The 17,336-nt window shown below is 63.3% G+C and carries 16 protein-coding genes, 1 tRNA gene and 1 pseudogene; 14 read left to right on the forward strand and 4 right to left on the reverse strand.

What is annotated here, in order from left to right; genetic code table 11:
* Positions 1-29 precede the first annotated feature (29 nt).
* Complete coding sequence (locus ACOGJC_RS14795; RefSeq protein WP_419845761.1) at positions 30-860, forward strand: inositol monophosphatase family protein; 831 nt, start codon at positions 30-32, stop codon at positions 858-860.
* 15 nt (positions 861-875) lie between these two features.
* A tRNA-Val gene (locus tag ACOGJC_RS14800) sits at positions 876-949 on the forward strand.
* Positions 950-1,003: 54 nt separating this feature from the next.
* Here the strand turns inward: ACOGJC_RS14800 and ACOGJC_RS14805 are convergent.
* On the reverse strand, positions 1,004-1,423 hold the full coding sequence (locus ACOGJC_RS14805) for a VOC family protein (RefSeq protein ID WP_419845762.1): 420 nt from the start codon (positions 1,421-1,423) through the stop codon (positions 1,004-1,006).
* Between the two features lie 107 nt (positions 1,424-1,530).
* Here ACOGJC_RS14805 and ACOGJC_RS14810 point away from each other — a divergent pair, with 107 nt between their 5' ends.
* Positions 1,531-2,820 carry an amidohydrolase family protein gene (locus ACOGJC_RS14810; protein ID WP_419845763.1) on the forward strand — a complete coding sequence of 430 codons (1,290 nt, stop codon included), beginning with the start codon at positions 1,531-1,533 and terminating at the stop codon, positions 2,818-2,820.
* A gap of 20 nt (positions 2,821-2,840) precedes the next feature.
* Here the strand turns inward: ACOGJC_RS14810 and ACOGJC_RS14815 are convergent, their stop codons facing one another.
* Positions 2,841-3,731: an SMP-30/gluconolactonase/LRE family protein gene (locus tag ACOGJC_RS14815; RefSeq protein ID WP_419845764.1), complete on the reverse strand. Its 891-nt coding sequence runs from the start codon at positions 3,729-3,731 to the stop codon at positions 2,841-2,843.
* 82 nt (positions 3,732-3,813) lie between these two features.
* Here ACOGJC_RS14815 and ACOGJC_RS14820 point away from each other — a divergent pair, with 82 nt between their 5' ends.
* The 9 genes and pseudogenes from ACOGJC_RS14820 to ACOGJC_RS14860 all read left to right on the forward strand — a co-directional run bounded on the left by ACOGJC_RS14820 (position 3,814) and on the right by ACOGJC_RS14860 (position 12,273).
* Positions 3,814-4,782 carry an ester cyclase gene (locus ACOGJC_RS14820; protein ID WP_419845765.1) on the forward strand — a complete coding sequence of 323 codons (969 nt, stop codon included), beginning with the start codon at positions 3,814-3,816 and terminating at the stop codon, positions 4,780-4,782.
* A gap of 194 nt (positions 4,783-4,976) precedes the next feature.
* The gene (locus ACOGJC_RS14825) at positions 4,977-6,116 is read left to right on the forward strand and encodes a cupin domain-containing protein (RefSeq protein WP_419845766.1); all 1,140 of its coding nucleotides are present in this window, start codon (positions 4,977-4,979) and stop codon (positions 6,114-6,116) included.
* Between the two features lie 52 nt (positions 6,117-6,168).
* A complete protein-coding gene (locus ACOGJC_RS14830) occupies positions 6,169-7,647 on the forward strand; it encodes an ABC transporter substrate-binding protein (protein WP_419845767.1) in 1,479 nt (492 codons plus the stop codon).
* Positions 7,648-7,763: 116 nt separating this feature from the next.
* Positions 7,764-8,798 (forward strand): ester cyclase, encoded by a 1,035-nt coding sequence (locus tag ACOGJC_RS14835; RefSeq protein WP_419845768.1) that lies wholly within the window; start codon positions 7,764-7,766, stop codon positions 8,796-8,798.
* Positions 8,799-8,842: 44 nt separating this feature from the next.
* Positions 8,843-9,112 (forward strand): annotated as a pseudogene (locus ACOGJC_RS14840) (thiolase C-terminal domain-containing protein); the annotation flags it as partial.
* Positions 9,113-9,116: 4 nt separating this feature from the next.
* The gene (locus ACOGJC_RS14845; protein ID WP_419845769.1) at positions 9,117-9,320 is read left to right on the forward strand and encodes a ferredoxin; all 204 of its coding nucleotides are present in this window, start codon (positions 9,117-9,119) and stop codon (positions 9,318-9,320) included.
* Between the two features lie 30 nt (positions 9,321-9,350).
* Positions 9,351-10,607 carry a cytochrome P450 gene (locus ACOGJC_RS14850; RefSeq protein WP_419845770.1) on the forward strand — a complete coding sequence of 419 codons (1,257 nt, stop codon included), beginning with the start codon at positions 9,351-9,353 and terminating at the stop codon, positions 10,605-10,607.
* The gene (locus ACOGJC_RS14855) at positions 10,600-11,382 is read left to right on the forward strand and encodes a hypothetical protein (RefSeq protein WP_419845771.1); all 783 of its coding nucleotides are present in this window, start codon (positions 10,600-10,602) and stop codon (positions 11,380-11,382) included. The genes ACOGJC_RS14850 and ACOGJC_RS14855 overlap by 8 nt, the downstream gene beginning before the upstream one ends.
* A gap of 36 nt (positions 11,383-11,418) precedes the next feature.
* Positions 11,419-12,273: a crotonase/enoyl-CoA hydratase family protein gene (locus ACOGJC_RS14860; protein WP_419845772.1), complete on the forward strand. Its 855-nt coding sequence runs from the start codon at positions 11,419-11,421 to the stop codon at positions 12,271-12,273.
* Positions 12,274-12,286: 13 nt separating this feature from the next.
* On the opposite strand, the gene ACOGJC_RS14865 is transcribed toward ACOGJC_RS14860, so the two are convergent.
* Positions 12,287-12,805 (reverse strand): O-acetyl-ADP-ribose deacetylase, encoded by a 519-nt coding sequence (locus ACOGJC_RS14865; RefSeq protein ID WP_419845773.1) that lies wholly within the window; start codon positions 12,803-12,805, stop codon positions 12,287-12,289.
* A gap of 67 nt (positions 12,806-12,872) precedes the next feature.
* Between ACOGJC_RS14865 and ACOGJC_RS14870 the strand changes: the two genes are divergently transcribed.
* A complete protein-coding gene (locus ACOGJC_RS14870) occupies positions 12,873-14,057 on the forward strand; it encodes an aminomethyltransferase family protein (protein WP_419845774.1) in 1,185 nt (394 codons plus the stop codon).
* Positions 14,058-14,082: 25 nt separating this feature from the next.
* Complete coding sequence (locus tag ACOGJC_RS14875; protein WP_419845775.1) at positions 14,083-14,925, forward strand: LLM class F420-dependent oxidoreductase; 843 nt, start codon at positions 14,083-14,085, stop codon at positions 14,923-14,925.
* A 4-nt stretch (positions 14,926-14,929) separates the two neighbouring features.
* Here the strand turns inward: ACOGJC_RS14875 and ACOGJC_RS14880 are convergent, their stop codons facing one another.
* Positions 14,930-17,308, reverse strand: coding sequence for a beta-glucosidase family protein (locus ACOGJC_RS14880; protein ID WP_419845776.1), 2,379 nt, complete (start codon positions 17,306-17,308; stop codon positions 14,930-14,932).
* Positions 17,309-17,336 lie beyond the last annotated feature (28 nt).

Below are 17,336 nucleotides of genomic sequence, written 5' to 3' on the forward strand. Positions count from 1 at the left end.
GGCTATCCATTAGCGGTTAGCGTCATCCGGTGGACGGCGACGAGATTCTGGCGGTATTCGACCGGGCAGCCACCGGGGTGGCCGAGGCGGTCGCCCGAAAAGACGGCTGGAAGATGACCGGCGACCGGGAGGGTCAGTACAGATTCGACGTGGCTGCCGATGAAGCGGCCCGAGAGGTGCTGGCCGAGGCCGGCTTCGGGGTGTACAGCGAGGAATCGGGATTGCACGATGCCGACCGGGAGCTTGTGGTGGTGCTCGACCCGGTGGACGGCTCCACCAACGCGGCGCGTGGCTTGCCGTGGTACTCCACCAGCTTCTGCGCGGTCGACTCCGAGGGGCTGGTGGCTGCGCTGGTGCTCAACCTGGTGAGCAACAAGGCCTACCGAGCCGTTCGAGGCCGAGGGGCCACCGTGGACGGTCGCCCGCTGGCCCCTCCCACCGAAGGCGAACCCCGCCGGGGATCGGGGCCCTCGGGTCAGAAATCTCTGGGGGAGGCCACAGTAGGGCTCACCTACATTCCCCCCCGCCACCTGGGCTGGAGGCAATATCGGGTGCTGGGGTCCATTGCCCTGGACATGTGTGCGGTGGCCGAGGGGGTTCTCGACGCCTACATCGACTGCACCAATGAGGGCCACTCCACCTGGGACTATCTGGGCGCCGCATTGGTGTGTGCCGAGGCCGGAGTGGCCATGGGCGAGGCCTGGGGGCGAGAACTCCTGCCCGACGATCTCGCCGAGCGGCGCTACCCGGTGGTGGCCGCCACCCCGCCGCTGCTTGCCGAGGTCTTGGCCCAGCGGCGCACATTCGGCGCCGACGATCCCGCCGCTATTGGTGCGGGAGGATCTCCGTCTCCGGTCTAATCTGGCCGTCGCACCGGGCGCGTAGCTCAGATGGCAAGAGCGCTTCCCTTACAAGGAAGAGGCCGGGGGTTCGAGTCCCTCCGCGCCCACCTCACTCCTGTACTGGCTGCCTGTATTGGTAGACCGTATCGGTGGGCGGTCGGTCAGACCTTCTTCGGATCGGGGATGCCGGGACGGGTGCCTTCCTTGTGCTCGACAAACTCGATGAGGTAGCCGTCGAAGTCCTTCACGTAGGCCATGATCACCGGCCATCGGTCGAGATGGGTGGGCTCCATGACCGACTCGCAGCCGGCGTCCATGGCGCGCTGATAGAGCCGATGGCAGTCCGATGTGTTGATGTAGATCTTCCACATGGCGGTGCCCATGTCGATAGGGCCCTCGTTGTCGAGGTGCTGGGCCAACTGGAGGCGTGACCCGCCGTGAGGCGACTGGATCACGGCCTCAAGCGCGCCGGGAATCTCGAGGCGGTGCTGGAGCTCGAGCTCGCACACATCCACCCAGAACCCCAGGGCCCGGTCCATGTCTTCGACGTTGATGCAGTACTGCGCGAGGATCTGCGTCATGTGCCCTCCTTGAGCGTGCCATTGGCGAATCGTCGCCGGTGTGACAGTACAGTGTGATCAGCGCTCTAGCTGGTGCACTCAGCCGAAATTCGAGAGGGAGCCGTCCAATGCCCAACCCCGTCGCCGGCGTTGACCAGAGCAACGCCCCTTACATAATCGTCTCATCCGACACCCACGCTGGATTGTTCGTCGAGGACTATCGCGAGTACCTCGAATCGTCGCTCCACCCCGAGTTCGACGAGTGGCTGGTCACCCGCCACCAGCACCGGGCCATGGTCGAGGAGATCAACGGCGAATATGTCGAGCAGTGGGAACGCGAGAACGAGATCGGGTTGAAGGGCGCCTACGACCCCGAGATCCGCGACAAGACCCTTGATGCCGACGGAGTGGCCGGCGAGATCATCTTCGCCGACGGCGACGCCGTCACTGGGATGGAGGCTCCGCCGTTCGGGGCCGGTCTATCAGCCGGGCAGATCACCGACTCCCGTCAGGCCTGGGCCGGTGCCCGAGCCCACAACCGCTGGCTCGAGGAGTTCTGCGCCACCAACCCGCCTCGCCGCGGAGGGGTGGCCTTGGTGCCGATCACCCACGGTATCGAGGAGTCGGTGAACGAGATCGAGGCGCTGGCCGGCAAGCCCGGCGTGAAGGGCATCATGATCCCGACCATGTGGCATGAGCATCCGTCATACGGTCACGAGAGCTACGACCCCGTATGGGCAGCCTGTGCCGAGGCCGGACTGGTCGTGCACACTCATTCGGGCGAGGCCGATAGGCCGTCTTACAACGAGAACATGGCCCAGTACATGCTCGAGGTGGCGTTCTGGACCCACCGGCCCCTGTGGCAGCTCCTCTTCTCTGGGGCCTTCGACCGCCATCCGGGCCTCCGCTATGCGCCGGTGGAGTGCGGCTCATGGTGGCTGGGCGACCTGCTGTTCAAGGCCGATGCCATGTTCGGCGGGCGCAACTGGAAGGTCAAGAAGATGAGCTCACAGACAAAGGGCCTCATCCAGCGCCTGCCTTCGGAGTACGTCGGCACCAACGTGTTCATCGGCGCTTCCACCATGAGCAAGGTGGAGCTGCGGCGGCGCTACGTCAACGGCGTGGATGCGCTTATGTGGGGCACCGACTATCCCCATCCCGAGGGGAGCTGGCCCAACACCATCGAGCGCTTGGAGACCGACTTCCAGCAGATCCCCGTGGAGGAGACCCGCTTGTTGCTCGGGCTCAACGCCGTGCGCTGCTACAACCTCGATATTGATGGATTGAGCCAGATCGCCAGCCAGATCGGCCCTACCCCCGAGCAGCTCAACCAGGATCTCAGCCTGCGGACCGAACCCAACGCGATCCGCGAGGCCCGGTTCTGGTTCGACGACTACAACATCGAGTGGCCTGAGTAAACCGCCCCCTGGGGCGAGGGCTACGTGTCGGCCAGGGGGAAGATCGGTTCGGGTCGGCCTTGGACTCCGGCATTGATGGCTAGTAATTCGCCCGGCTGAAATCCATCTCGACCTGGTTCCGAGGGGTCGGTGCCGCCTGCTCCGATGGTGGTGACATACAGCGTTGACAGGTCGGAGCCTCCGAAGGCTGGCATCGACGGTTTATGCAATGGGAGCTCGATGCGGCGGTCGACCCTCCCATCCGGGGTCACCCGAATCACCGCCCATCCGTACACCGACGCTGACCAGTAGCAGCCGTCGGCATCAACGCAAGCTCCGTCAGGCTTGCCCGGCAAACTCGAGTAGTCGAGAAATAGCCGCTCGTTCGTTGCCTGGCCAGTGTCGAGGTCGTAGTCGAATGCCAAGACACAGTTGGTTGGAGTGTCGGCGAAGTACATCCGCCGTCTCTCTTGGTCGAATGCCAATCCGTTGGTGACACCGATATCGGAGCGCAACGTCGCCCATTTTCCCTTGGGTTCAACCTGGTAGAGCGCTCCCGTGGTTCTTCCTGCGGAGGTGTCGGCATACATCGAGCCAACGACGTATCGCCCTACCGGGTCACAGCGACCGTCGTTGAACCGATTTCCCGTACCTGCTTCTTCAATTTCACACCAACTCGTGATCTCATTCGTCGGCCAATCGAGGACCACCAACTCGTGCTCGCACGCCACCAAAAGCCGGTCGGGATCGGTGGTGAGGACGAATGACCCCGGCCGACCCGGAAGCGTTCTCGAGACAGTGACCCCTGTCTCGGGATCAAGCCGGTGGATGGCCCGTCCGTCGATGTCAGCCCAATAAAGCGCCCGCTCGCGGTCGCTCCACACCGGGCACTCTCCCAGTGCGGCGGGAGTGTGGCCGACAGCCTCAATCATTGTCATTTCGTACTCCGACGTTGACAGTTTGACGACGTATTCATAACCTCCCAACAGTTTCATCAGCAAGGCCGGAGCGACAGTGAAGGGATTCGACCCCAAGTTCATCGACTTGCCGGACTACATCCTCGGGATCACCAAGGAGATCTGGGAGGATCGCGGCGTTGATGCCCTCCACCGCTATTACGCGCCCAAGATCACGGTCCGCTCACCCGATGGGGTGGTCATCGGCAATGAAGGGGTCATAGGTGCCACCTTGGCCACCCTCGCTGAATTTCCCGACCGACAGCTGCTCGGCGAGGACGTCATCTGGAGCGGGGATGAGGACCGCGGGTTCCTGTCGTCCCACCGCATCTTCTCCACGGCAACCCACCTCGGCGAGGGAGCCTACGGACCGGCGAGTGGTACCCGTTTGGGCTATCGCATCATCGCCGACTGCGCCTGTCGGGAAAATCAGGTCTACGACGAGTGGCTCATCCGAGACCAAGGAGCGATCGTCCGCCAACTGGGTTTGGATCCCAAGCGATTCGCGGCCGATCAGATTGCCAACGAAGGTGGAATTTCAAGGGCAAAACAACCCTTCAGCCCGGCAATCGACCAAGAAGCCCTCTACCAGGGGACCGGCAACGACCACGAGGCCGGCGCCCAGTACGCCGAGGCTTTGGAGCAGATCATGAATGGCCGTTTGGCGGTGATTCCCGAGGTCTACGATCGAGCCGCCCATCTCGAATTGCCTGGTGGGCAGACCGGTCACGGGTGGGGCGACGCTGATGCGTTCTGGCTGGGGTTGCGCAGCGCATTTCCCGATGCGGACTTCCGCATCCACCATCGGATCGGACGAAGCGATAAGGGAATGGCTCCTCGGGCTGCGTTGCGGTGGTCGCTCCACGGCGCTCACGATGGTTGGGGAGCATTCGGAGCCCCGACTGGGTCGCCAGTTCACGTCATGGGCCTGAGCCACGCCGAGTTTGGTCCCCGGGGGCTGCGGCGCGAATACGTACTCTACGACGAAACCGCCATTTGGAAGCAGATACTCCTGCATACCGGGTAAGAAAACCTTGGAAATTGCTGCGGTTTGACAGTATGTATACGTATTCATAATGTCTCGGTCCGTGGGGGCCAGGCCGGAGGAGAAATCCTCTGCTGAGGTGCGGAGCCGTCCGAGGGTCAACCGTTACGGCGGTGACAGGACATGAAGATCGGCGCGGCCACCATGCCCGACCGTCGCCGACCCATGGGAGTCATATGAGCACGCCTCCCAAAGGAGATATGGTCGTCGACCCCGACGATTTTGCCCGACGGGTAATCCAGCCGACTGATTTCGTGGCTGATACCGAGGCTTTCGTGGATGTGCGGCTCCCACGATCTGCGGGCAAGGCCAGCTATTCGTTCATCGGGCCGGGGGTATCGCAGAACGAAGATCAGACCATCAACCTCGCCGAGTCCCACGGCTTCCAGATCGGTGCCGCGAGCATGGGCCATGGGGTTGTCAACAACCAGCACCTCCACTTCACCGCCGAGGTGCTCGTCTGCACCCGAGGCCGCTGGCGAGTGAACATTGGACAGCACGCAGAACAGCAGTTGGAGATCGGGGCCGGAACCGTGTTCTCTGCTCCGAACTGGGTGTTCCGCGGTTTCGAGAACATCGGCGCCGATGATGGCTGGCTGTTCACCGTGCTTGGAGGGGATGACACTGGAGGCATCATCTGGGCGCCGGATGTACTCCGGGAGGCGGCCAAGACGGGCTTGTACCTGCGGCCAGACCATTCGCTGCTAGACGCCGCCAACGGAGCGCCTCCCGAAGACGTCGTCGTTCCGCTGGACGCCGAACTGCTGGTCGGGGTGGACACCTATAGCGATGATGAGCTCGCCGCCCGAACCGTGGCGCTGGAAGACCTCCAGTGGTCAGACAATGCGCTGCTCTCAAGCGTGATGGCGGGTTGTACCAGCGCGCTGGCGCCAGTTATCGGGTATGGCTTGACCGAGGACCGGCGCCACAGAACACCAATCAGCGCACCCCATGGCTTCTCGGTGGAATGGCTGCGGGTTGCTCCCGGATCGAGCACCGGAGTCCACCGTCACCATCACAGCCAGGTCTTGTTCACCGGCGAAGGCCATTGGGAGATCGAAGTCAATCGAGGTGGTGACGCGATCAGCGCCCAACCGGCCGAAGGCTCGGTGGTCTCGATTCCCGCCTCTGCCTGGAGGAATCTCAAGAACACCGGCCCTACTGATGCAGTTGCGCTTGTGGTCTGCAGTGGCGACCAGCGAGTTGTCATCGAATGGGATCCAGAGATCGTGACCGCGGCTGAGGCAATTGGCTGGGGTCACGACGCCGCGGGCTACTTGGCTCCGCTGGCGCTTCTCGGAAGGCCGCCGCAATGAGCTGGCCCACGATCTACCTACGTAGAACAACAACCAAGGAGGGGTAAGACCCATGTACATACAGCAACGCAGGTGGTGGCGGATCTTCGCCATCATCCTTGCTTTCACCCTGATTGTCGCGGCCTGTGGCAACGACGATGACGATGACGGTGCTGGCGCCGCAACTGGTGACAGCGGCACCGAGGAGCAAGCACCGGCACCTGAGCCGGAGCCGGAACAGGAGCCGGCACCCGAGGATGAGCCGGCGCCAGCCCCGGAGCCCGAGGATGAGCCTGAGGCAGAGGCACCGGCACCCGAGCCTGAAGCCGAGGTCATGCTGATCTCTGACGAGTGCGCCATCCCGGATCCGAGCGAATCGATCGAGATCGATGCCATGGGCTGGGAGTTCCCGATCATTACGCAGTACGCCGACGAACTCGAAGACTGCGAAGAGGGCAACTATTCGTTCAACTACCAGTTCCTCGACTCTGTCGAAGCTCGCAACGCCATGACTCAGGATGCGGCGTCTGGTTCGCCCAGCTTCGAGTTGTATCAGGGTTCCAACGCCTTTATCAGCGAGTTGGCCAATCAGGGCTTCATTCGGCCGCTGAACGACCTCGTGGACAAGTATCGGGACGAGTACAACCTCGGCCAGATCGATGATGCGTTCTGGGAGATGGCGTCGCTCGATGGCAACATCTACGCCATACCCATGGTGTCCAACACCATGCACGTCTTCTACAACGAGCCGGCTCTCGCCGATCTCGGACTCGATGTGCCGACAACCTTCGACGAGGCATTCGAGACGTGTGCCGCCATCATTGACTCCGGCTACGACATCGGCTTCTTGTACATGCTCTCTGCTGGCTGGGCCTGGCAGATCGAATTCGACAGCGTTCTTGGATCTTTCGGCCAGACGTCGATTGACCCGGTGACCGGTCAGCCGAACTTCAACAGCCCCGAGGGCATCGAGGCCGCCACCCTCTTGCAGCGCATGTGGCAAGAGTGCGCGCCCGACGCATCCGGCTCTTACAGCACCGATGACGTGCAGGCCGCGTTCCAGACCGGTGAGGCCATCCTGGGCCACACCTGGGCCTCGCGGGCTGGCGCGATGGACGATCCCGAGGCTTCGACCGTGGTGGGAGAAATCCAGTTCGCCCCCGCGCTCGGTACCGGCGGGGCAACCCTGGCCGCTCCGGCCTACATCGATGGCTGGATGATTCCGGCCAACACCCCAGAGGACAGGGTCGAGGCAATCTTCCTGGCCATGCTGGCCGCCACCGACTTGGAGAGCCAAGAGGCTGCGGCTCAGTTCGGCCTGGTTACCCGCACAGGTGTGAGCCACCCCGACGGCCCGCGCGACGCTGCCGCCGCTGAGGCCAGCCTGGTGAACGGCCGAGGTGCCGACCTCACCCACCCGGCGGCGGGCATCGCCCGAGCCAAGTTGGGTGAGGCTCTGGTCACCATCCTCGACGGCACTCCTGTCGAAGAGGCGTTGGCTGCAGCTGAAGAGGCTTACCTCGCCGAGGCCGCAGAGCAGGGTTTGCTCTGAGCCTGGCAATGTTGTCCTAACGGGCAACACCAATTCCCCCTCCTGCGGGGCGGTGTCCATGAGGCGCCGCCCCGTACGGGGGCGGGGGACGGGGCATATACGACGAGGAGCATCAGTTGACCATTCACGACGACAACAGGGCTGCGCTCGCGCCGCTGCGCCAGGCGATGTATCACTGGGTCGACGGGGGAGTGCAGACCGCTTTGTCGAAGACCTTTGCGGCTGATGCGCGGATCCATCTGGCGTTTCCGTTCGAGGATCTCGACGGTCCTGAAGCGCTGTGGGACGAGGTCCTCATTGCATTGGCCTCGGCCATGCCCGATGTTGAGCGCCGCGACTTCATCGTGATGGCTGGCGATGACGACCAAGGCGACAACTGGGTTGGCTGTTGCGGCCATTACACCGGCACATGGTTGGGACCGTTCCTGGATATACCCCCGAGCGGACATCAGGCTGCGATGCGCTATCACGAGTTCTTCCACCTGGTTGACGGGCGCGTGGTCGAGATGCAGGCGCTGTGGGACATCCCAGAGCTGATGATGCAGGCTGGTGTGTGGCCGATGGGGCCCAGCCTCGGTCGGGTGTGGCAGGTGCCTGGTCCGGCGACCCAAGATGGCGTTCACCGCGGTCCGAGGGATGCGGCGGACTCGCGGGCTAGCGTCGATTGGGTGACGGGCATGCTGACCGACATGGGTCGCCATCCCACTGAGTCTGAGCAGGTGATGCGTCTCGATCACTGGTGGCACCCAAAGTTCAGCTGGTACGGCCCCGCCGGTATCGGGACGGGAAGAGGAGTAGATGGTTTCCGCAACTGGCACCAGGTCCCGTTCCTGGCCGCCATGCCCGATCGTCGCGTTGATTTCAGCAGTGTGAGCCACTTCTTCGGCGACAACGACTATGTCGGGGTCACTGCCTGGCCGGGAATGGCGATGACAGTCACCGGTGACGGCTGGCTTGGCATCGCTCCCACCGGCCAGGAGATCACCATGCGCAGCCTTGATTTTTGGCGGCTGGAATCCGATCCGGCCACGGGCCGGCGGTCGATCCGCGAGAACTGGGTGCTCGTCGACCTGCTCCACGTGTGGGACCAATTGGGGGTGGACGTCTTTCGGCGGATGAGGGAGCTGGCGCGGCCTCATTGCCGTAGCTGATCGGAGATGTGAGCATCCAGGGGCGGCCGCTTCCGGTTCCCGATGAGGTGCTCGGCTACTGCGAGGAAGGCGAGGCGCACCAACTCGTAGCCGACGGAGGCATCGACAGCGACCGCGCTGGAGCGATCCCGGCCCTGTCGGGCGGGGGCGCGCTGGGCAACGGGCGAATGCACGGCGTGCCGCAGATGCTCGAGTGCTACCTCCAACTCTCGGGGCGGGCCGGAAACCGCCAGCGCAGCGTGGAGACCGCACTGGCATGTCATTCTTCTCCCCACTACGGGGGTGCGGTGGTCTATACCGTTGCTGGAGGATGACGTGGTGAGCTGGACGATTGAGGTAGACCGCGAGACGTGCATCGGCAGCGGGGTGTGCCTGGTGTACGCCGCGGGCACATTCGTCCACGATGACGAGGCCAAGGCGGTGGTGATTGATTCCCCCACGGACGATCTTGAGTCCATTCAAAACGCGGTTCAGGGCTGTCCTACCCGAGCCCTCCGACTGATTGTCGACCAGAAGGCCTGACATGTTGATCCTGCTGTTCATGGAGGCCCGATGAGCGAACGACCTGGCTTGGACCGAGAGCGGATGCGGGAGCTGTTCGATCTGCGGAACAGCATCGTGATGTTCACCGGTGGCAACTACACCGACGACCCCTATCCCATCTGGCACGATCTGCGAGAACAGGCGGCGGTGCATCCAGGGACGCCCCACGAACTAAACGGAATCGAAGACGATCTCTTCTTCCACGGCCTCCCGTTTCCCGAGTGGCCGCACTTCACCGCCTTTTCTTGGGCGGCGTGCGATGAGGCATACCGCGATGACGTGGTGTTCGCCTCGTCGGCCACCGCGGTTGACCCTGAGTATGAGGGTGGTTTGCGAGGTTACGAGTCGAGCCTGTTGACGATGGGCGGCGCAGAGCACCGGCGATACCGGTCACTGGTGCAGCCCTCGTTCGTACCGGCCAAAGCCCAGTGGTGGATCACCAATTGGATGCAGGCCACCGTCGATGCTCTAGTTGACGCGATCCTGGAAGAGGGCAGGGCCGAGCTCAACGTCGACTTCTGCGCCCCGATTCCGGTTATCACGATCACTGGGAGTTTCGGGATCCCTGTCCACCAGGCGCTCGACGTGCGGGAGACGGTGTCCGACCCCCAAAAGATGATTGAGTTCTTGGTGCCGATCGTCGAGGCCCGGCGCAACCAGCCGGCCGATGATCTGATCAGCGTGCTGGTCGAGGCGGAGTACACCGACGAAGACGGCGAGATCCATCGCCTGTCTGACGATGAGATCTACTCATTCGCGACCCTGCTGCTGGCGGCTGGATCGGGCACCACCTGGAAGCAGATGGGGATCACGCTGGCCGCGCTGCTCCAGCGGCCCGAAGTCCTCGCCGCGGTCCGAGACGACCGCAGCCTGCTCAAGCCAGCCATCGAGGAGTCGTTGCGGTGGATGCCGACCGATCCCGCTTTTGCCCGATGGGTGGCCGAGGACATTGACTTCCACGGCACCCATATCCCCAGGGGCTCGATCCTGCACATCAACCTCGGAGCGGCCAATCGCGATCCGTCGCGCTGGGACCGGCCCGACGAGTACGACATCTACCGGCCGCTCAAGCCCTCGCTGGCTTTCGGCAGCGGCCCCCACGTCTGCCTGGGTATGCACGTCGCCCGCGCCGAGATGACAATCGGAATCGGAGCGCTGCTTGACCGGTTGCCGAACCTGAGGCTTGATCCTGATGCCGATCCGCCCCGTCCGCTGGGATTTTACGAGCGGGGCGTTATGGAGATTCCCGTGATGTTCGATGCCTGATCAGGGGCCGGCGCTTGCTGGAGTGCCGTCGGATCAGCTGCCCGGTGTCCTGGCTATGGGGGACAGCGATGTGACTGCGGTATTCGTATCGCTGTCGGCCCGCCATCCCGACGGACGCGATGCCGAGTATCTGGAGTGGCACAGTCTCGACCATCGACCTGAGCAGCATCGGTTGCACGGACTCCGCGGATCGATGCGGTTCGTGTCCACGCCAGAATGTCGATCGATCCGAGTCGCGGCCGACGCCCGGTATGAGGCCACCGATCACGTCATGGTGTACCTGTTTGTCGACCAAACCCCAATGGATGCGTTTTATGGACTGGGAGAGGAGCTCTTCAGCGCAGGACGGATGCAGCACCGGCTGCCCGCGGTGGAAGCGGATCTCTATCTGTTACAGGGCAAGGCGGCAGCACCGAGTGCGGTAGCTGGTGCCGATGTCCTTCCTTGGCGTCCCGCACGCGGGCTGTATCTGCTCATCGAACTTGGAGCCACCGCGCCTGACCATCTGGTTGAGATTGACGGAATTGCCGGCGTGTGGTGGGCAGCCGCTGATTCAAACGAGATCGAGAGGCGGGCCTGGTTCGGATCCCTCACTTCGAGCGACGAGGGTGTGAAGCAGGTCAGCTTCTGCTTCGCCGACGAGGATCCAATCGATGTCGCCCACCGGATCCAGCCGGCATTGGAGGATCGATGGGCTGATGGCTCGGTGAAGCCCCTGTTGGCCGCGCCCTTCCACACAGTCGTCCCCTTCGAATGGGACCGCCACCTGCCCTGACCTGCTTGCGCCATGGCCCCGTTAGATTGGTGTCCTATGAGCGACGACTACATCTTGTACGACACGTCTGGGTCGATTGCGACGATTACCTTGAATCGACCCGACTATCTGAACGCCATTGTCAAGCCCATGTGGACGCAACTCGACCATTACGTCGCCCAGGCCAACCGCGATCCTGATGTGAAGGTGATTGTGCTGCGTGGGGCTGGGCGGGCGTTTTGTGCCGGGTTCGATTTCGGAGCCGACGGCGATATCGCCGCAGTGCGGGGCGAGGGCCGGGCTTGGGATCCAGGACGAGATGCCATCGGGGTCACCAATCGATGGGATGCCCCCGTTCCCAACTTCATGGGACTCTGGTCGAGCCCGAAGCCGACCATTGCCCAGGTGCACGGGTGGTGTGTGGGCGGCGGTTCCGACATGGCCCTTTCAGCCGACCTTGTTATCGCGGCAGAGGACGCGCAGATCGGCACGCCCTATTCCCGGATGTGGGGCTGCTACCTCTCTGCGATGTGGATTTACCGCCTAGGTCTGGCCAAGGCGAAGGAATATGCGCTCACCGGAAAACCGCTCAGTGGAACCGAAGCAGCTCGGGTGGAGCTCATCAACCAGGCAGTTCCGGCCGACCAACTCGATGGGGCAGTACAGGAGTTGGCCGAACAGTTATCGAGCATCCCGTCGTCTCAACTGGCCGCTATGAAGCTGGTCGTCAATCAGGCCTACGAGGGGATGGGGCTGCGCAATTCCCAGGTGCTCGGATCGATTCTCGACGGGGCGATGCGCAACACCCCCGAAGCACTGGCCTTCATCGAGACGGCCATGACCGAGGGTGTCCCCGCCGCAGTGGCCCAACGCGACGGCCCCTTCGGCGACTACAGCCAGCGCAAAGCCTGACCGGGGGAAGATCTTAGGGATCAGCGCTGGTGTCGAGATCGAGAATGCTCTGGTAGGCGTCCACGGTTTCCTGGTTGAAGGCAACGAGGCGGACTTCGTTCACCTGAGTGGTAGTGGCGCGGAGAGTCTCCACCGCGATGGCGACCGCGGCGTCGATCGGGTACCCGAAGACACCAGTAGAGATGGCCGGGAAGGCGACAGTCTCCGCCCCGACCTCGTCTGCCCGGGCCAGTGACTCCCGGTAGCAGGAAGCCAGCAGCTCCGGCTCATTGTGCCCACCGCCGTGCCATACCGGACCGACAGTGTGAATGACCCATCGAGCCGTCAAGTTGAACCCCGGCGTGACCTTCGCCTGCCCCGTCTCACACCCACCCAAGGTGCGGCAATACTCCACCAACTCCGGCCCCGCCGCCCGATGAATCGCCCCATCCACCCCACCACCCCCCAACAGCGTGTGGTTGGCTGCATTGACGATTGCATCGACGTCCTCAGCAGTGATGTCGCCAAGGACCAGCTCCAAACGCGGGCTCAAATCAGTTCCTTCCGCGCTGCGATGGGCATTCACGAGCAGATGGTAATGGTTGTAGGTTGTGGCCTCTATGGCGGGGGAGAGGCACTACTACATCGAGGCGTTTGAGACGGTTGAGTTCAGTTCTTATCGGCAATATCTGTCGCCGTTTGCTGATCGGTATACCACTGAGTCAACGATCTTCGGCTTGTACTGCGGTCGCCTGTATCCGCTGAAGGCGTCCCACGAAGAGGATCCCGTTCCCAACTATTGGAAGTTGCGCAATGGCGTCCTGCTGTACGACGTTCCGGAGCAGCCGGTCGAGATTGTTGGCCCTGACGCCGTCCGGGTGCTGGAGCGAGTTCTTGTGTGCCAAGCGGAGACACTCGGAGTGGGGCGATGCCGCTATGCCCTCGCCTGCAATGAGGACGGCACAATCGTCATGGACGGCGTGGTCATGCGGGTGGAGGCGGATCGCTACTGGTATGTCAAGGCCAACGGCGAGTTCGTGAGTTGGCTCAAGGCCGCCGCCATCGGGCTAGATGCCGAAGTGTCCGATCCAAAGTCACAGGTGCTCCAGATCCAGGGGCCGAAGTCGCTCCATGTGCTGAATGCCGCCATCGGCGGCGGGTTGTCAGCCGACTTCAAGTACTTCCGGGCCGGGTTCTTCGATATCGGCGGCCAAACGCTGTGGGTGTCTCGCACTGGATGGACCGGTGAAGTGGGGATCGAGATCTACAGCAACAGCGGCCCAGAGCCCACCGACCACGATGCCCTGTGGGATCACTTGTTCGTGAGCGGTGAGCAATTCGGCATGGAGTTCAGCACATCCTCGTCGATGGGAATTCGCCGAGTCGAGGCTGGCATCTTGGACAACGGCAGCGACATCGAGCCAGATATGACCCCGTTCAGCGCCGGCCTTGGACACTTTGTCAACTTCGACAAGGGAGACTTCATCGGCCGGGCCGCGTTGGAGACCGCCGACCGCAGCCAGCTACTGCTTGGACTGGCTTGCCCGACCGCAACGCCAGAGACCTTTATGGCCGTTCATTTTGAGAGCGCTCCGGCAGGGCACATAACCATCGGCACATGGTCGCCCACGCGGGACGAGGGAGTCGGCTACGTGCGCTTCGACCGGCCGTTGCCCGGGGACGAGTGGACGGGCAAAGGGGTTCAGTTGCAGGACCATGACGGCGAACTGCACGACGCGACAGTGGAGTTTCTGCCCTTCATCGACAAGGAGAAGCAACTGCCCCGAGCCGGGTGGAACGGGTGAGCACCAGAGCAGGGGAGCAGCAGCGATGAGACTGGGAATCCATCTTCCCCAATACGGTCGAGCGGCATCTCCGGAAGCCATTGCGCGGATCGCGGTGCGGGCTGAGGAGATCGGGCTTGCCGACGTGTGGGTCAGCGATCACCTCGTCTACCCGGCCGACCAGGGATACCCGGCTTCGTACTTGTTCGATCCGCTGCTCACCTTGGGATGGGCCGCGGCGGCCACTGAGCGGATCGGGCTGGGCACCAGCGTGATGGTGGTGCCCCAGTACCACCCGCTCCATCTGGCCAACAGCCTGGCCAGCCTCGACCAGCTGAGCGGGGGACGTCTTACCGTTGGCGCTGGCGTGGGGTGGTCGGCCGCTGAGTACGCGGCCCTGGATCAAGACTTCCGCACCCGGGGAGCGCGGATGGGCGAGGCCTTGGAGATCATGCGGTTGGTGTGGTCGGAGTCACCGGCCACCTACCAGGGGAATCACTATCAGTTTGAAGACATCAAGGTGCTGCCCCAGCCCGCTCATCGGATTCCGATTTGGATCGGCGGCAGCAGCCAACCGGGCTATGACCGTGCCGCTGCGGTGGGCGACGGCTTCCAAGGGCTCAGCACTCCACCCGAGGACTTGGCGAACATTGTGGCCGACATCCGGGCGAAGCTGTCCACCGACCGCCCCGATGCCCAGTTCACCTTCTCGTATCGCACCGGTTGGGATCCCCAGGGCATGGATCCGGCTCAGATTCGCGATGAGCGGGACCGCTACGGCGAAGCGGGCGTGGACCACGTGGTGTCGGCCCCGTGGAGGACCGATGCCGATGCTTGGATCCGTTCAATGGAGCTGTTGGTAGAGATCGTGGAGCCGGATCTGGTCTAGCGCCTCAGGTGATTTCTACGGAGGTGGCCACGATTGTTTGGCGGTCGTAGTGGGCCACCTCACCCGCCAGCTCTACTTGGGTCTCGCGCATCTCGGAGTCGTATGGTGAGCCCCCAACCCGGAAGGTGAACGTTCCGGGCTCGGTGACGAGGGCCATGTCGAGGCCATGGAAGGCCAGTCGGCTGGGGTGGACGGTGAAGGTGACTGTGCGGGTCTGGCCTGCGGGGATGGCCACTCGGGCGAACCCGATCAGCTCGCGGATGGGCCGGGCGACAGAAGCAACCTCGTCGGTCGCGTAGAGCTGCACGACCTCATCACTATCGCTTGATCCAGAGTTGGAAACGGGCACTGCAATCGTGGTGGCTTCAGTCGTCGACCCGGGTGTCACTGAGGGCTCGCCATATTCGAATGTGGTGTACGACAGGCCGTGCCCGAACCAATAGAGCGCGTCGGAATCACAATCAACGTAGCTGCCGTAGAACTCCGATCGGTCGCCCCGTCGGCGCATGTCGTAGTGCAGCGGAATCTGACCGACGTGTTTGGGCAGAGAGACCGGGAGACGTCCCGCAGGGTTGACGGTACCGACCAGCACATCGGCAATGGCCGCGCCGCCTTCCTCGCCCGGGAGGATCGACCAGAGCAGGGCATTGGCGGCCGCAGCCTCATCGGCGAGCGTATGGACCCGTCCACTGATCACGACGACGACGGTTGGGGTGCCGGTGGCCGCGACCTCGGCTACGAGTTGCGACTGCACTCCGGGAAGGCCCAGGTGGGTGGCGTCGCGGGCCTCGCCCACGGTGGCGTCGGCAACCAACCCCGATCGGGCGCCTACGCACACAATGGCGACGTCGGCCGACGACGCAGCCGCAACGGCATCCCCGATTCCCGATACGTCGTCGCCGGCATCGGCACACCCCGCTACGTAAACGACCTCAGCGCTGGGTAGAGCGGCCCGCAAGCCTTGGAGCGGCGTCACATGGGGGGTGAAGTGCGGTCCCGGGGAGAACGTGCCACCGGCCTCGGGCAGCTGGTCGAGCCCTTGTTCCATGCCGAGAGCCTCCATGGCCTCTAGCATTTCTGCACTGCGGTTCTGGTAGATGATTTCCAGATGGGCGGGATAGTGGTAGTCGCCCTGGAGAAGCCGAGGATCGTCGGCGTGGGGGCCGATGACCGCCACTTGTGAGATCGAGGGGTCGAGAGGCAGCACTCCATCGTTTTCCAGCAGGATCACCCCTTCAGCGGCAGCCCGCCGGGCCAACGCCCTCTGGTCGGGGGTGTCGAAGACGTTGGGCGCAGATTCGGCGTCCACATAGGGGTTCTCAAACAGCCCGAGCCGGAACTTTTGGGCCAGCACCCGAGCACACGACTCGTCGATGGTTGACTCGTCGATTCGGCCTTCTCGGACTGCGGTTGGCAGGTGCTTGTAGCAGTCAAGGGCGGGGAGCTCGATATCCAGGCCCGCGCTTAGGGCTTGGATGGCCGACTCAGTGGGATCTGCCGCGGTCATGTGGTTGAAGTGGAGTTGCATGACCGCGAAGTAGTCGGCCACTACCGTGCCGTCAAAGCCCAGTTCGGCGCGCAATAGTTCAGTCAGCAGTGCTCGGCTGGCCGCAACTGGGACGCCATCGACCGAGGAGTAGCTGTTCATAATCGACGCCAGGCCGGCCTCGCGGATGGCGGCCGCGAACGGCTCGGCGTACACCTCGCGCAGCTCTCGATCGCCGAGGTGGACAGGCGCTTGATTTCGGCCTCCGAGGGAGTATCCGTAGCCCAAAAAGTGCTTGCCGGTGCATACAACGCCGTTGGCCAGGTCATCGGTTTGGAGGCCCGTCACATAGGCAACCCCCATCCGAGCGCACAGCTCGGGGGATTCTCCGTAGGTTTCCTCCACCCGTCCCCATCGGGGATCCCGGGCGACGTCTAGAACCGGGGAGAGGTTGTGGCGGGCGCCAACGGCGGTCATTTGGGTGCGGATCACCTCCGCCACCTCGGCCATCAGATCCACATTCCAAGTGGCGGCCAAGCCCAGCCCCTGGGGGAACGTGGTGGCGCCGCGGTGGAGGAATCCGCCGACGCCTTCCTCGTGGATAACGGTGGGAATCCCCAGCCGGGTGCGCTCTACCAGCACATTCTGGATGTCGTTGCCGAGTTGGGCCGATTCGTTGGCCAGAAGGCCGGTGCTCGCTCCGATGCGGGTGACTTGGCCGATACCGTCGGCCAGCATCTCGGCTGCATGGTCGGCATCGAAGGTTTCGTCTTGAACCAGCGCAGTAAGCCAAATAGCTCCGAGCTGGGCAACTTTCTCCTCAAGCGTCATCCGGCTCAAAAGATCGGCCACGCGGTCGTCAATCGTGGCGTGAGGGTCGCGGTATACCTCGGTCATGTCTGTCTCCTCATGTATCGGCCCTGAT

Source organism: Candidatus Poriferisocius sp. (genome assembly GCF_965204015.1).
Classification (GTDB): domain Bacteria; phylum Actinomycetota; class Acidimicrobiia; order Acidimicrobiales; family Bin134; genus Poriferisocius.